Raw genomic sequence first — 13,356 nt, forward strand, 5'->3', positions numbered from 1 at the left:
CTAATGAAAGGAACACCATGAAAAGGTTTAGCCCACCTGCCCCATCCACGCCCGGCAGGGTCGTGGTGAGCGGAGGGGGATCAGGACTTGGTGCCGCCGTCGTCAACGCCGTGCTCGACGCCGGCGGGACGCCGTTCGTCCTCGACCGCGATGTCCGGAACGTGTCCGCGGCGAAGGCCCTCGAAGTCGATGTTGCTGACCGGGCAGCGGTGACGGCCGCCATTGCGCAGGCCGCGGAGGCCCTGGGAGGATTGGACGCGGTGGTGACAGCGGCAGGAATTGACCGGTGCGGAAAGCTCGAGGACGTCCCGGCAGACGACTGGGAACAGGTCATCTTCGTCAATCTCCTCGGTACAGTCTCGGTGGTGCGGGCGGCCCTGCCGTACCTGAAATCCTCCCGCGGCCGGGTTGTCACGGTGGCCTCGACGTTGGGGTTGCGGGCGCTGCCGGAGGCTTCGGCATACTGCGCGTCCAAGTTCGGCGTCATCGGATTCAGCCAGGCGCTTGCCGCGGAGACGGGTGCAGAGATCGGCGTGACCACGCTGATCCCGGGCGGGATGAATACCCGCTTCTTCGACGACCGGGCCGAGAAGTACAAGCCCCAGGACGGTTCGCGCCTGAACGATCCGGCCAGGGTGGCGCAGGCCGTGATGTTTGCACTTTCCCAGCCTCCGGGTTGTGAAGTCCGCGAGTTGCTCATCTGCCATGCGCAAGAGGAGTCCTGGCCGTGAACCACCGCACGTCCGCGTAAACATCCGCCGGACTGATTCCCGCCAGGAGGGAGGTATCGTGCTCGCAGCGCGGCGCCGTCCATCCCACCTGGGTGAGGTCGGCGCCGCATTGTGGGCACCGCGTCACCCATGACAGATGGATGCGGTGCAGGCTTCGGCCCAGCGGCCCTGCGTTGATCAGGTTGCCAACCCAGTACAAGCCCACCGTCGGCGTCCCCAGGGCCTGGGCCAGATGACGGGGGCCGCTGTCATTGCCCAGCAACACAGCACAGCTGTCCAACAACGCCGCCAAGGCGCCCAGGCTGAGTGTGCCGGCCAGTGAGATGACCCGGTCTGAGCCGGCCGCCGTCACGACCCCGTCAGCGAGTTGCCGTTCGTCCGCGGTGCCCACTACCACCACACGGCAGCCATCGGCGGCGCAGGCCGCCGCCACCTCGCCGAACCTCTCCGCCGGCCAGCGCCGGCGGGGATCCATGGCGCCGGGATGGACAGCCACAACAGGGGTTGCCGGGCTGTCGCGGAGGCGATCAAGGAATTCCTTGACCTTGGACAGGTGCTGGTCCTGTGGCCGCAGCCTGGCTTCCAGGTCAACCGGGGGAGCGCCGGCCAGTCCCGCCACCTCCAGCCCCCGAAGCGGCTCGTGCTGGTAATAGGCGTAGGGGACGCTACGCTCCAGTGGCGCAGCGTCGGCCGTCCGCGTTCCCACGGTGTGGCGGGCCCCCAAGCGCAGGAGGAACGGATTGGAGTAGCGGCCGCCGCCATGGAGCTGAACTGCGAGATCGAACTCCTCGTCCCGCATGGAGGCCAGGAAGGCGTCGATCGCTGCGGGGTCTTGCCTGCCGGGCCTCAAGCCTTCAACGATGGGCAGCACCCGGACGTCTCTGACCGGCCCCAGGGTGCCGCCCAGCAGTTCAGTGTGGACGGGGGTCCCCAGCATCGTGACACTTGCCCCGGGGTACGCCGCGACGAGCGCCGACACTGCCGGCAGGGCAAACAGCAGATCACCCAGCCCGCCGCCCCGCAGGACCGCGATCCGCGAGACCTTCGGAAATTTTTTCAGCACCGGCCCGACGCCCCAGCCCGCTATGTCAGCTCCGCCGAATTCCGCCCTGAGGTCCGCCACCACCCGTCCTGTCCTGTCCGTCCGGTGCACATGTGTGGGGCCACCATAAGTCCCGGACGCAACCTTTGGCTACATTTCGCCCCGCAAGCAATCGTCCGGTTTCCGCGGACCGGCACTGGATGTTCGGGAACGTGAAACTGTCCGTGGCTGCAGGGTGTAGATGCCCCGGCACGAGGGTATGGGTCTACGTAAGAGTGATCTCCCGCCCGGACCGTGACCGGGCAGTTTGCATTCAAACCACAGGGCCGCCGGAAAGGAACAACATGCCAGCGATCGTGCAGATCAGACTTTGCGGGGTGAAGCCGTGACCCGCCCGCGCCCGCAGGATGGCGACGAGCGCCGGGGCGGCCTCTCGGACCAGCGCGGCCTGACCGGCTGGCTGCCCCGACGGCTGGCGGCGGCTGAGCCTTCCATCACCGTCATCGGCGATGTGATGCTCGACGGCTGGTGGTCGGGATCCATTGACCGGCTCTGTCGTGAGGCGCCGGCCCCGGTCGTGGAAGTCGGCCAGCGGAAATTCTCTCCGGGCGGCGCCGCCAACACCGCCATGAACCTGACCGCCCTCGGGGCCAAGGTACGACTGGCAGGGCTAACGGGGCGCGATGATGCCTCGGCCGAGCTGCTCCGCCAATTAGGGGACAGTGGCGTGGACGCCACCTACGTGGACCAGGTGGCCGGTCTGACCACAACCACCAAAATCCGGATCAGCAGCGGCGGCCAAATTCTGCTCCGGCTCGACGAAGTCGCAGGTGAGACCCCGGCGGAGGCCTTGAGCCGACTGGCACAATGTATCCCTCAATTGCTGCAAGACCAGGACGCAGTGGTCCTGTGTGACTACGGAGCCGGGGCGCTCAGCGGAGCGGTACGGAGCGCCCTGTTTGACGTGCTGCCGGGACGCTCGGATCTTCTGCTGGTCGTGGACGCGCATCAGCCACGCGCCTGGGCCGGACTGAAACCGGACCTGGCCACCCCGAACGCCCTGGAAGCTGCCGCCATGCTCGGCGTTAAGCTCACCGCCGGACCCGAGCGGGCGGCCGCCGTCGTCGATCACCGCTACGAGCTGCTGGAGGCGGCCGGCGCGGAGGCGGTCGTTGTGACGCTGGATCGCGAAGGGACGGTTCTGTTGCCCAAATCCGGGGAAGTCCACCGGACCTGGGCACGTCCCGTCCAGGAGGCGCAAGCATCCGGCGCAGGCGACACTTTCGTTGCCGCGCTGACAGTTGCCCGGGCGGCGTCACTGCCGCTGACCACCAGCGTTGATCTTGCCCAGGCCGCCGCCGACGTTGCGGTGCACCGTCCGGGAACTTCGGTGTGCAGTACTGAGGATCTCAGCCGTCACCTTGAGGGGTTCACCGGTGCCGCCCTCGACGCCGACGAGCTCGCCCGGCAAGTGCGCCGGCACCGTGAGGAGGGACGCCGCGTGGTTCTCACCAACGGGTGCTTCGACGTCCTGCACCGCGGCCACACCCGTTACCTCAATCAAGCCAAACAGTTGGGCGATGTCCTGGTGGTGGCTCTGAACAGCGACGAATCCGTCAGCCGGTTGAAAGGGCCCGGACGACCCATTAACACCATCACAGACCGTGCCGCTGTGATTGCCGCCCTTAGCTGCGTGGACTATGTCACAGTTTTCGACACTCCCACGCCCATTCCCCTGCTCAAGAGGATCCGTCCGGAGATCTACGCAAAGGGCGGCGACTACAGCCCCGAAATGCTGGCAGAAACCTCCGTCGTGGAGCGCTATGGCGGCCGGGTGGCGATCCTGGACTACGTTCCTGAACAGTCCACCACTGCGGTGGTGGACCGGATCCGCAGCTTCGACGGCACACCCCGCAGCAAATCCCCCGACCATGCCGGGGACACAGCCGGTCCGCAGACGACCATCAGTCCGATCACAGAGGGGAAATTGCGATGAAGAAGAGCGCCGATTCCGAAGATACAGCTGCCAGCCATTCCTTGTCCGCATACTTGCACAGCCATCTGACCGCCGCCAGCGCGGGGGAGCGTCTCTTCGAGCAGGCCGCCAAGTCCTGGCGGGACACGTCCCATGCCGGCGAAGTCGGCAGGCTCGCAGCCGAGGTGAGTGAAGACAAACGGGCGCTGGAAGAAATCTGCGAACAACTTCATTCGAGCATGCCTGCCTACAAGAAGCCCGTTGCCTGGGCCGGGGCGCAGGTTGCCGCCCTCGATCCGCTCAACCCGCTGCATTCCATCGAGGGAGCCAAAGGGCAACTCGAGCTTGAGTCGCTGATCTCAGCCGTCACCGGAAAACTGCTGCTCTGGAAGACACTCCGGGTGCTGTCACGTGAAGACAAGCGCATCGACCCGGACCGCATGGAACAGCTAAGCAACCGCGCGGCGGCCCAAATTCGGGCCCTGGAGACATTGCTGCTGGACACTTGCCGGACCAGACTCGCGCCTGCCGCGAAGCCGTGAGCATTCCGGAACCGTGAGCATCCAAAGCGCCGGCAGCACCTGGGCTGTGATCCGCCCACGCGATGCCCAGCATCTCGCGCTGCAAACCCTGGGTGCTTAAACTTTTAGTATCGTCGCTGGCGACCGGCCCGCGGCGGAACCATCGGAGGACCATCATGGGAGCGGGAGACAAGATCCAGAACGCCGCCGAGAATCTCGGTGGCAAGAGCAAAGAAGCGGCCGGCAAAGCTACCAACGACCCGGCGCTGGAAGCCAAAGGCAAAGGGGACCAAGTCAAAGCTGACCTGAAGCAGGCCGGCGAAAAGGTCAAGGACGCCTTCAAGAAGTAATGATTCCGGGAACGACGCGAGCGCACGGCGGGCGCACTTGTGACCTGCTTCCGCAAGTTGGAGTGGGTTCGAGGCCTGCGCCCGCCGGGAGGTGTGCCGGATCAGGCCAGGTTGGGCGCGCTGGCCAGAATGTAATCCGTAGCGGCCGGTCCGGTCATAGTCAGGCGGTTGTCCGCAGGATTGATCCGGTGTTCCTTCAGTGCCGCCCAGAGGGACCGGGCGGGCTGTGGCCGGTCCTGGTTTATCAGGCACCAACTCGTGTAGAGGCCGTAGAGCTCCTCCTTCCCCAATCCGGTGTCGGACTCGCGGCCAGCTTCGAGAGCTTCGCTAAGGAACCGGTCAAAGTGGGTGGTGGTCATGTCAGTTCCTTTCCTGCAGTTGCTCGTGGACGGCCCCTCGGCTTCAGCTTGGCTGACTTCGTTGTTCCGGATCCGGCCTGGGATGTGGTGAGAATTCTGCCCGGTGGGCGACGCCCCCGCCTGGGCTGGGCGCCGTCGCTCAATTCCCTGCTTGGCTGACTGCTTTCCTGACGGCGTCAGTGTGGAGGCAGCCAGGCGCTGATCTCGCGGGCCTGGTCACTGCTGGTCTCGATCTGGATCCGGCGGGGTTTTGCCTTTGCGGCGATGGGGATCCGTAGCAACAGCACGCCCGCGTCGTAGCTGGCCTTCACCGCCTCGGCGTCCAGGGCATCGCCGAGGACGATCTGGCGGCTGAAAACGCCGCGGGGACGCTCGGACGCAATTAGTTCCGTGGTGTCGTCTGTCAGATTCTTCCGTTCGGCGCGGACCGTCAGGACGTTGCGTTCGACGTCGATCTCCACCGAGTCGACGTCCACCCCGGGCAGATCGAATGCGACGATAAATTCCTCTCCGGCTTGCCAAGCGTCCATGAGCATCGCGGCGGGCCTGGCCGCCGTGCCGAGGACCTGCTGGGTGAGCCGGTCGAGCTCGCGAAACGGGTCGGTGCGCATCAGCATGGCTATCTCACTCCCTACAGATCGTGTATGACGTTGCCCAGCCAGATTATCTATTCTGGCTGCGATAGATTTTTTATAACACCGGTGCCACACTGGTGCAAGAGGTTAATTCACAGGTCTTAGGAGGATCCTATGGGGCCGGACACCGGCGGGGCCGCGGGCGTCTATGCCATCTCTGTGGCGGCCGAACTCGTGGGGATGGGACAGCAGAATTTGCGTCTCTACGAACGCAAGGGGCTGTTGCAGCCGGGCCGGACCGACGGCGGTACCCGCCTGTACAGCGAACAGGATTTGGTAGCGCTTCGCAGGATCAGCGCGCTCCTTCAGGACGGGCTCAACCTTGCCGGGATCCGGGTCGTCCTCGAGCTGGAGGCGGCCAACCGGCACTTGGAACGCGAACTCGCCGCAGCCAAACGACGAAGTAATCCCTGAGCCGGGCCGCCACGTCACAACTCAGCGGACCACGCTGTGTTCAATTCGCCGCTGGCTGACTTGGGCCCTGGGTGGGCAGTCCGCGCCGGGAGGCTCCGGGCGCCTTGAGGCCAGGCGTGCCGTAATCAGGCGCTCAGCTTTCCAATCGCGCTGCTTTCAAGGTTTTCCAACAGGTGCCGCGGATTGTCGTAGACCTCTGCGGCACCGGCCTCCCGCAGCTCGGCTTCGCTGATTCCGCCACAGGTCAGGGCAATGGCGGGAACTCCGATTGCCGCCGCCGCCAACACGTCCCAGACGGCGTCGCCAACAAATACGACGTCCGCCGGGCTGAGCCCAAGCTTGTCCAGGCACGCCAGCAGAATGTCGGGAGCGGGCTTGCTCTCGGCGGCGTCGTTGGAACTGGTCCACGCATCGATGGACGTGCCGGCGTCCAGGAGGCGCCGGGCGATGTCCAGGTCGCGCTCCTGCGCTGATGACGCCAAACCCACGGCCAGCCCGGCGCCGGAGCATGCGGCCAGGAGGTCCCGGGCAGAGTCGAAGGGGCGCAGGGAAGGCCAAAACGTGGCGAACACGGCGCCGTGCGAGGACTTGAGGTCTTCCTGCATGTCCTTGGTGCACCCGGGGACCAAGTGTTCGATGAGCTTGTCGCCGCCCATGCCGACGCAGCGGTGGATAGCCGAGATCTGGACGTCCAGCCCCTCCCGCCGGAACGCCTGCCACCAGGCAAGGGCGTGGAAATAGCTGGAGTCAATCAAGGTCCCGTCGACGTCGAAAAGGACGCCGCGTTTCTTTTCGGATTTTAAACCTGGCACCATTGCTACTCCACCTTTAGTTGAGGGCCGCATGTGCCTGACCAGGCAACGGCTCGGCCCATATCGGATCTTTCCTGACCGGGGTCCGAAGGACCTCTCAAAGACTCATAGTAAGACTACTTAATAGAGGAGTTGAGCGCCCGGCCGGGCCCCCGCTCGCTAGGCTATGTCCATGGACGGGAGCGAGATATGACGCAGCGAACCTACCCTCAGGGCGTACCGTGTTGGATCGACACCGAGCAGCCCGACGTCGAGGCGGCCGCCGAGTTCTATGCCGGCCTCTTTGGCTGGACGTTCGAGGACGCCGTGCCGGCGGGCGCGCCGGGCCGATACTTGATAGCCAAGCTCGATGGCCAGGACGTCGCCGGGATGGCGGACGCCCGTGGTGCCGCGGCATGGAATACCTACATATCCGTCGAGGACGCGGATACCGCAGTGCAGCGTCTGGTCGCAGCCGGCGCTACGGTGCGGTCGGCAGCCGCAGACGCTGGAGAAGGCGGCCGCAGTGCTGCGTTGACCGATCCAGGGGGCGTCGGGTTCCGCATTTGGCAAGCCAGGCGACGCTTGGGGGCACAGGTGGCCAATGCGCCGGGGTCCTGGAATTTCAGCGACCTCCACACGCCTAACCCCGGCGCGGCCATCAAGTTCTATGAGGACGTGTTTGGCTGGCAAGTCGACGACCTCGGCTTCGGGATCATGGTCCGCAGGCCCGGTTACGGTGATCACCTTGAGGCGACAATCGATCCGGGCATCAGGGCGAGGCAGTCAGCCCTGGCCCCTCCACTTGGCTTCGAGGATGCGATCGCCTGGATCGCGACCACGGCCCCCGACGAACTGCCGCAGTGGCACGTCTCGTTCACCGTTGCCGACCGGGACCGGACGGTGGTTGATGCGAAGCGGCTCGGCGCCCAAGTCCTTAGCCAAAGCGAGACCGAGTGGACGCGCACGGCACTGATCCGGGACCCCCAGGGAGCGGAGTTTACCGCCAGCCAGTTCACGCCCCCGTCGCCATGAGCGCTCCTTCAATGGAGGCGCCGGGTCAGAGAGCGCCGGGTCACGAGGGGCTGGCACACGTGGCGTCGGGTCTGGCGCGAACTTTCACTCGGTTGGCCCGGCAAGGAGCTTTCTGATCTCGGCGAGCTTTGCCTCAGACTCTTCGAGGCTCAGGCGGAGCCCCTCGACCGTTGCGGCACTCGTATCAGCCGCATCGACGGGCGGCGCGGAAGCCTTCTTGGGAGCCAGGAAGAAGTTGGCCAGATAGCCGGTGAATGTGCCGAAGATGCCGACACCGACGACGATGATGCCTGTCCCGATCATGCGGCCCGCATCGGTGACCGGATATTGGTCACCGTATCCGACGGTCGAGATCGTGACGATCGTGTACCAGAGGGAGTCCGAGGCGGTCGTGATGTTGGCCCCTGGGGCGTACTGCTCGACGCCGAGCATCGTGAGGCTTCCGAATTCCAGCACGAAAATGCCCATGAGCAGCAGTATGTACAGGGAGCTGCCGGCCCGATCTTTGATCAGCGCTCGGCCGACCGTCTGGATGCCGACATCGCGAAGCAGCCGGTACACCCGGGCAAGCCGGAAAACGCGCAGGATCTTGAACTGCGCCAAAGGCACACTGGCCAACAGGTCGGCCCAGCCGAAGTGCTTGAAGAAATAGGCGCCCGCCGATGGTGCGGTGAAGATCCGGTAGAGGAAGTCGGCGACGAAGATAACGCTGAACAGGGCGTTCATCGCCTTCAGTACGGTGTCGAGCGACTCGTCCTGCGCGGCGTACAAGAGTACGAGATTGACGATCGACAGGATCGAAAGGATACCGATGAAGATTTCGTATCCGATGCTCTTCAGTTCATTGCGTTCCTTGCTCATGTGAGGATTCTGGCACGCGGGCGGCGATGTAGCTGACACTTTTTGCCCAGGTTGCTGGCGCGTACAAAAGGGATCTGCGTGGAGTTCTGTACGGTGTCGCGGGCCGCAGAGCTTTCACGGCAGGTACGCGAAGGTCGCACAGCGGGAATCTATTGACACCCCGGTGTGATGACTGCCATATTTTCAAAGTACGCGCTATGTGAATCGTGTTGTGTAATACGCAATTCGACGGCAGGTGGGGGACGTGCCCTCACCGTCAAAGCACAGGACCAGAGCTTGGGGGAACGGGCAGACGATTTCGGGCCGCAACGGCTGGGCCAGATTGGCATCGCGTGTCCGTCGCCAAGAGTCCCGCAAAAGAGTCCCTCGCGGACTCAGGAAAGGAACACAGGAACTATGGTTCACAAAGTAAAGGCGGTCATCGCCAAGGAAAAGAATGCCCCTGTTTCGGTCGAGAACATCCTCGTGCCGGATCCCGGACCCGGTGAGGCGCTTGTGGACATACTGACCTGCGGCGTCTGCCACACTGATCTCCACTATAAGCAGGGCGGAATCACCGATGATTTCCCCATCCTGCTGGGCCATGAGGCCACCGGCGTGGTCAGCGCCGTGGGACCGGATGTCACCGAGGTCGCTCCCGGGGACCGCGTGATCCTGAACTGGCGCGCGGTGTGCGGCGAGTGCCGTGCCTGTGCCAAGGGCCAGCCGCAGTACTGCTTCAACACCCACAATGCAACGCAAAAGATGACTCTGGAGGACGGCACCGAGCTGACGGCCGCGCTGGGCATCGGGGCCTTCGCCGAGAAGACGCTCGTCGCGGCCGGGCAGTGCACCAAGGTTGACGAGGACGCCGATCCCGCAGCTGTCGGGCTGCTCGGCTGCGGTGTGATGGCCGGCATCGGCGCCGCCATCAACACCGGTGAGGTCAAGCGCGGCGAATCCGTCGCCGTCATCGGCTGCGGCGGCGTGGGCATCGCCGCGATCGCCGGCGCGAAGCTGGCCGGCGCGACGACGATCATCGCGGTGGATATCGACGCCAACAAAGTGGAAATGGCCAAGTCCCTCGGCGCCACCCACGGCGTGGACTCGAGCAGGGAAGACCCGATAGAAGCCATCCGGGCGCTGACCGGCGGCAACGGTGCCGACGTCGTGATCGAGGCGGTGGGACGCCCCGAAACGTACAAGCAGGCGTTCTACGCCCGGGACCTCGCCGGCCGCGTAGTGCTGGTGGGCGTGCCGACACCGGACATGTTGCTCGAGTTGCCGCTGCTGGATGTCTTTGGCCGCGGCGGGTCGCTGAAATCCTCCTGGTACGGAGACTGCCTGCCGTCCCGCGACTTCCCGATGCTGGTCCAGCACTACAAGCTCGGCAATCTGGACCTGGACGCCTTCGTCACCGAACGCATCACCATCGACCAAGTGGAAGAGGCCTTCGGCAAGATGCACGAGGGCAAGGTCCTGCGCTCCGTGGTTGAAATCCGGCCGGCCGCCGATCTCGCGGCCGTGGCGGAGCCCGCATGAGCGTCACCATCGAGAGCCTGGTGACGTCGGGGACGTTTTCGCTCGACGGCGGCACCTGGGACGTGGACAACAACGTCTGGATCGTCGGCGACCGCGAAGAATGCGTGATCATCGATTCCCCGCACGACGCAGCCGCAATCATCGACCAGGTCCGCGGCCGGAAGGTCCTTGCCATCCTGCTCACCCATGCGCACAACGACCACATCGGCGCGGCCCGCGAGGTCGCAGCGGCGGTGAATGCCCCCATCCACCTGCACCCCGATGACCTGATGCTCTGGGAAAAGGTTTATCCCGACGTCAAGCCGGACCGTGATCTTGCCGATGGCGAGGTCTTCCGCGTGGGAGGCGCGACACTGAGGGCCATCCACACCCCCGGCCACTCACCCGGATCCACCTGCTTCCTGCTGGCGGGGGAGGGAACGGTGTTCACCGGCGACACTCTGTTTAACGGGGGCCCAGGGGCGACCGGCAGGTCCTACAGCGACTACCCGACCATCCTCTCCTCGATCCGGGAACGGCTGCTGACGCTCCCTCCCGAAACCGTGGTCCGCACCGGGCATGGCGACAGCACCACAATCGGGGCGGAGCGGGAGACGCTGACCAAGGTGAAGCTGTGAAATTAGGCAGGCAGCCGGCTCCCGTCGCGGACATTAACGAGGACGAGCTGGAAGTCCACACACCGAAGAAGCAAGCAGCCGGTGTCAAGGCAGTGATGGTGGCGCTGGAGCGCGCCGTGGCCCAGGCCGGAGTATCCCGGACGGCCCACTCGCTGCTGCGGCTGAACCAGCGCGGCGGGTTCGACTGCCCGGGCTGCGCGTGGCCGGAATCGGATAAGAAGCGCAAAACGGCCGAGTTCTGCGAGAACGGCGCCAAGGCGGTGGCGGAGGAGAACACCCTGCGCACGGTCGGGGCGGAGTTCTGGGCCCGGCATTCCATCGCCGAACTGGCTGGGAAGACGGAATACTGGCTGGGCAACCAGGGCCGGCTCAGTGAGCCCGTGGTCATCCGGGAAGGAGACGCGCATTATTCGCCGATCTCCTGGGCCGAAGCGTTCGGTCTGATCGGGGAGCACATCCGCGCTTCAAGCCCTGACCGCTGCGTTTTATACACCTCCGGGCGCACGGCCAACGAGACTGCGTTCATGTACCAGCTGTTCGCCCGGGCCCTGGGCACCAACAACCTGCCGGACTGCTCAAACATGTGCCACGAGTCCTCGGGCTCGGCGCTGAATCCGACCATCGGGATCGGCAAGGGCACCGTGTCCCTGGACGATATCCACGACGCGGAACTGATTTTTGTGGTCGGGCAGAATCCCGGCACCAACCATCCCCGGATGCTCTCAGCGCTCAAGGAATGCAAGGACAACGGCGGCAAGGTGGTGGCGGTGAACCCGCTGCCCGAGGCCGGGCTGTTCAACTTCAAGGACCCGCAGACCGTCTCCGGTGTGCTCGGCAACGGCACACCTTTGGCCAACGAGTACCTGCAGATCAAGGTGGGCGGGGACCTGGCTTTGTTCCAGGCCTTGGGCCACCTGCTCTTGGAGGAGGAAGATCGGGCACCCGGCACCGTCGTCGACCGGACTTTCGTCGAGGCGCAGACGGACGGCTTCGACGCCTACCGCGACGCCCGCCGGGAGCTGGACTGGGAAGAGACCGAGACAGCCACCGGCCTGGCCCGGACGCAGATCGAGGACGTCGCCGGAATGCTGATCCGGTCCAAGGCCACCATCTTCTGCTGGGCCCTCGGCGTCACGCAGCAGCCGCACTCCGTGGACACCATCAAGGAAATGGTCAACGTCCTGCTCCTGCAGGGCAACTTCGGCAAACCCGGCGCCGGGGCCTGCCCGGTCCGCGGGCACTCCAACGTCCAGGGCGACCGGACCATGGGCATCTGGGAGAAGCCCAAGGAATGGCTGCTCGAAGCCCTGGACAAGGAATTCGGGATCACGTCTCCGCGCGGCCACGGCTACGACGCCGTCGAGGCCATGGAGGCCTTTGAGCGGAACGAGGTGGATGTGTTTGTGTCCATGGGCGGCAACTTCTCCCTCGCCTGCTCCGACACCGAAACCCTCGAAGCCGGGATGCAGCGGATCGGACTGACCGTCCACATCTCCACCAAACCCAACCGCTCCCACATCGTGCACGGGCGCACCTCGCTCATCCTTCCCACCCTGGGCCGGACAGACAGGGACGACAAGCACCCGGGCGGCGCCCAGTTCCTCTCCGTGGAGGATTCCATGTCCGTGGTCCACTCCACGCAGGGCCGGCTGAAGCCGGTCTCCGAGCACCTGCTCGCGGAGCCGGTGATCATCGCCCGGATGGCTGACGCCACGCTCGGCGAGGACCATCCGGTCAACTGGAAGGCCATGGCCGGGGACTACGACGTGGTCCGGGACCACATCTCCCGCGTCATCCCGGGCTTCCAGGACTTCAACGCCCGGATCCGGACCAGGAACGGCTTCGTACTGCCCAACCCGCCGCGGGACTCCCGGTCCTTCAAGACAGACATCGGCCGCGGACGGTTCACCGTCAGCCCGCTGGAGTACCTGACCCCGCCCCAGGGCCACCTGGTCCTCCAGACCATCCGCAGCCACGACCAGTACAACACCACGTTCTACGGCGTAGATGACAGGTACCGCGGGATCTCGGACGGACGCAGGGTGATCCTGGTGCACCCTGAGGACCTGGCGGAGCTCGGTTTCCAGGACCGGGACCTGGTGGACGTGGTGAGCACGTTCCGGGGTCACGACCGGCAGGCGGACAAGTTCCGGCTCGTGGCCTACCCGACGGCCAAGGGCTGCGCTGCGGCGTATTTCCCCGAGGCCAACGCCCTGGTCCACAAGGAGAACGTGGCACGGGAATCCAACACCCCGGGCTTCAAGGCGATGTTCGTCCGCTTCGTGCCGCACCCTGTGGAGCGCCTCGAGCCGGCTGCCGCGCTTGGGGCGGCCACGGCGAGCTAGCCACTGCGACGGAGCGGCCCCGCTTCCTGGTTGGGATCCAGCCCGGGAGGCGGGGCCATTCCGTTGCGCCTCTCTTGCTCCACGTGGCAGATAACGGCAGTGTCCGACGCCGGGACTGCCGTTAAATGCCAGCTGGCGGCAGGAGGGCGGACTCCATTG

General features: G+C 65.3%; 14 protein-coding genes. 9 read left to right on the plus strand and 5 right to left on the minus strand.

Features of this window, described 5'->3' with window-relative positions:
- Positions 1-17: 17 nt before the first annotated feature.
- On the plus strand, positions 18-731 hold the full coding sequence (locus tag AC1D0A_RS01470) for an SDR family oxidoreductase (RefSeq protein WP_243177893.1): 714 nt from the start codon (positions 18-20) through the stop codon (positions 729-731).
- Here AC1D0A_RS01470 and AC1D0A_RS01475 read toward each other — a convergent pair.
- Positions 697-1,854 carry a glycosyltransferase family 9 protein gene (locus AC1D0A_RS01475; protein ID WP_476945035.1) on the minus strand — a complete coding sequence of 386 codons (1,158 nt, stop codon included), beginning with the start codon at positions 1,852-1,854 and terminating at the stop codon, positions 697-699. The two genes, AC1D0A_RS01470 and AC1D0A_RS01475, sit on opposite strands and share 35 nt — an antisense overlap.
- A 304-nt stretch (positions 1,855-2,158) precedes the next feature.
- Here AC1D0A_RS01475 and rfaE2 point away from each other — a divergent pair, with 304 nt between their 5' ends.
- The 3 genes from rfaE2 to AC1D0A_RS01490 all read left to right on the plus strand — a co-directional run bounded on the left by rfaE2 (position 2,159) and on the right by AC1D0A_RS01490 (position 4,619).
- On the plus strand, positions 2,159-3,769 hold the full coding sequence (rfaE2, locus tag AC1D0A_RS01480; RefSeq protein WP_476945036.1) for a D-glycero-beta-D-manno-heptose 1-phosphate adenylyltransferase: 1,611 nt from the start codon (positions 2,159-2,161) through the stop codon (positions 3,767-3,769).
- The gene (locus AC1D0A_RS01485; protein WP_243177890.1) at positions 3,766-4,290 is read left to right on the plus strand and encodes a hypothetical protein; all 525 of its coding nucleotides are present in this window, start codon (positions 3,766-3,768) and stop codon (positions 4,288-4,290) included. The genes rfaE2 and AC1D0A_RS01485 overlap by 4 nt, the downstream gene beginning before the upstream one ends.
- Before the next feature lie 155 nt (positions 4,291-4,445).
- Positions 4,446-4,619 carry a CsbD family protein gene (locus AC1D0A_RS01490; protein WP_476945037.1) on the plus strand — a complete coding sequence of 58 codons (174 nt, stop codon included), beginning with the start codon at positions 4,446-4,448 and terminating at the stop codon, positions 4,617-4,619.
- A gap of 101 nt (positions 4,620-4,720) precedes the next feature.
- Here the strand turns inward: AC1D0A_RS01490 and AC1D0A_RS01495 are convergent, their stop codons facing one another.
- Positions 4,721-4,978 (minus strand): hypothetical protein, encoded by a 258-nt coding sequence (locus AC1D0A_RS01495; RefSeq protein WP_476945038.1) that lies wholly within the window; start codon positions 4,976-4,978, stop codon positions 4,721-4,723.
- A gap of 176 nt (positions 4,979-5,154) precedes the next feature.
- Positions 5,155-5,595, minus strand: coding sequence for an Hsp20/alpha crystallin family protein (locus AC1D0A_RS01500; RefSeq protein WP_476945039.1), 441 nt, complete (start codon positions 5,593-5,595; stop codon positions 5,155-5,157).
- A 132-nt stretch (positions 5,596-5,727) separates the two neighbouring features.
- On the opposite strand from AC1D0A_RS01500, the gene AC1D0A_RS01505 reads away from it, so the two are divergent.
- On the plus strand, positions 5,728-6,027 hold the full coding sequence (locus AC1D0A_RS01505; RefSeq protein ID WP_243177888.1) for a MerR family transcriptional regulator: 300 nt from the start codon (positions 5,728-5,730) through the stop codon (positions 6,025-6,027).
- 125 nt (positions 6,028-6,152) lie between these two features.
- Here AC1D0A_RS01505 and AC1D0A_RS01510 read toward each other — a convergent pair whose 3' ends face one another.
- A complete protein-coding gene (locus tag AC1D0A_RS01510; protein ID WP_476945040.1) occupies positions 6,153-6,842 on the minus strand; it encodes an HAD family hydrolase in 690 nt (229 codons plus the stop codon).
- 186 nt (positions 6,843-7,028) lie between these two features.
- On the opposite strand from AC1D0A_RS01510, the gene AC1D0A_RS01515 reads away from it, so the two are divergent.
- Complete coding sequence (locus tag AC1D0A_RS01515; RefSeq protein WP_476945041.1) at positions 7,029-7,853, plus strand: VOC family protein; 825 nt, start codon at positions 7,029-7,031, stop codon at positions 7,851-7,853.
- An 84-nt stretch (positions 7,854-7,937) separates the two neighbouring features.
- Here the strand turns inward: AC1D0A_RS01515 and AC1D0A_RS01520 are convergent, their stop codons facing one another.
- A complete protein-coding gene (locus tag AC1D0A_RS01520) occupies positions 7,938-8,714 on the minus strand; it encodes an ion transporter (RefSeq protein WP_476945042.1) in 777 nt (258 codons plus the stop codon).
- Between the two features lie 396 nt (positions 8,715-9,110).
- Here AC1D0A_RS01520 and AC1D0A_RS01525 point away from each other — a divergent pair, with 396 nt between their 5' ends.
- The 3 genes from AC1D0A_RS01525 to AC1D0A_RS01535 are packed head-to-tail and all read left to right on the plus strand — an operon-like array spanning position 9,111 to position 13,197.
- Positions 9,111-10,235: an S-(hydroxymethyl)mycothiol dehydrogenase gene (locus tag AC1D0A_RS01525; protein WP_476945043.1), complete on the plus strand. Its 1,125-nt coding sequence runs from the start codon at positions 9,111-9,113 to the stop codon at positions 10,233-10,235.
- Entirely contained in the window at positions 10,232-10,852 is a 621-nt protein-coding gene (locus AC1D0A_RS01530) for an MBL fold metallo-hydrolase (protein ID WP_243177883.1), read from the plus strand. The genes AC1D0A_RS01525 and AC1D0A_RS01530 overlap by 4 nt, the downstream gene beginning before the upstream one ends.
- The gene (locus tag AC1D0A_RS01535; protein WP_476945044.1) at positions 10,849-13,197 is read left to right on the plus strand and encodes an FdhF/YdeP family oxidoreductase; all 2,349 of its coding nucleotides are present in this window, start codon (positions 10,849-10,851) and stop codon (positions 13,195-13,197) included. The genes AC1D0A_RS01530 and AC1D0A_RS01535 overlap by 4 nt, the downstream gene beginning before the upstream one ends.
- Positions 13,198-13,356 lie beyond the last annotated feature (159 nt).

Source organism: Arthrobacter sp. P1_D4 (genome assembly GCF_056406115.1).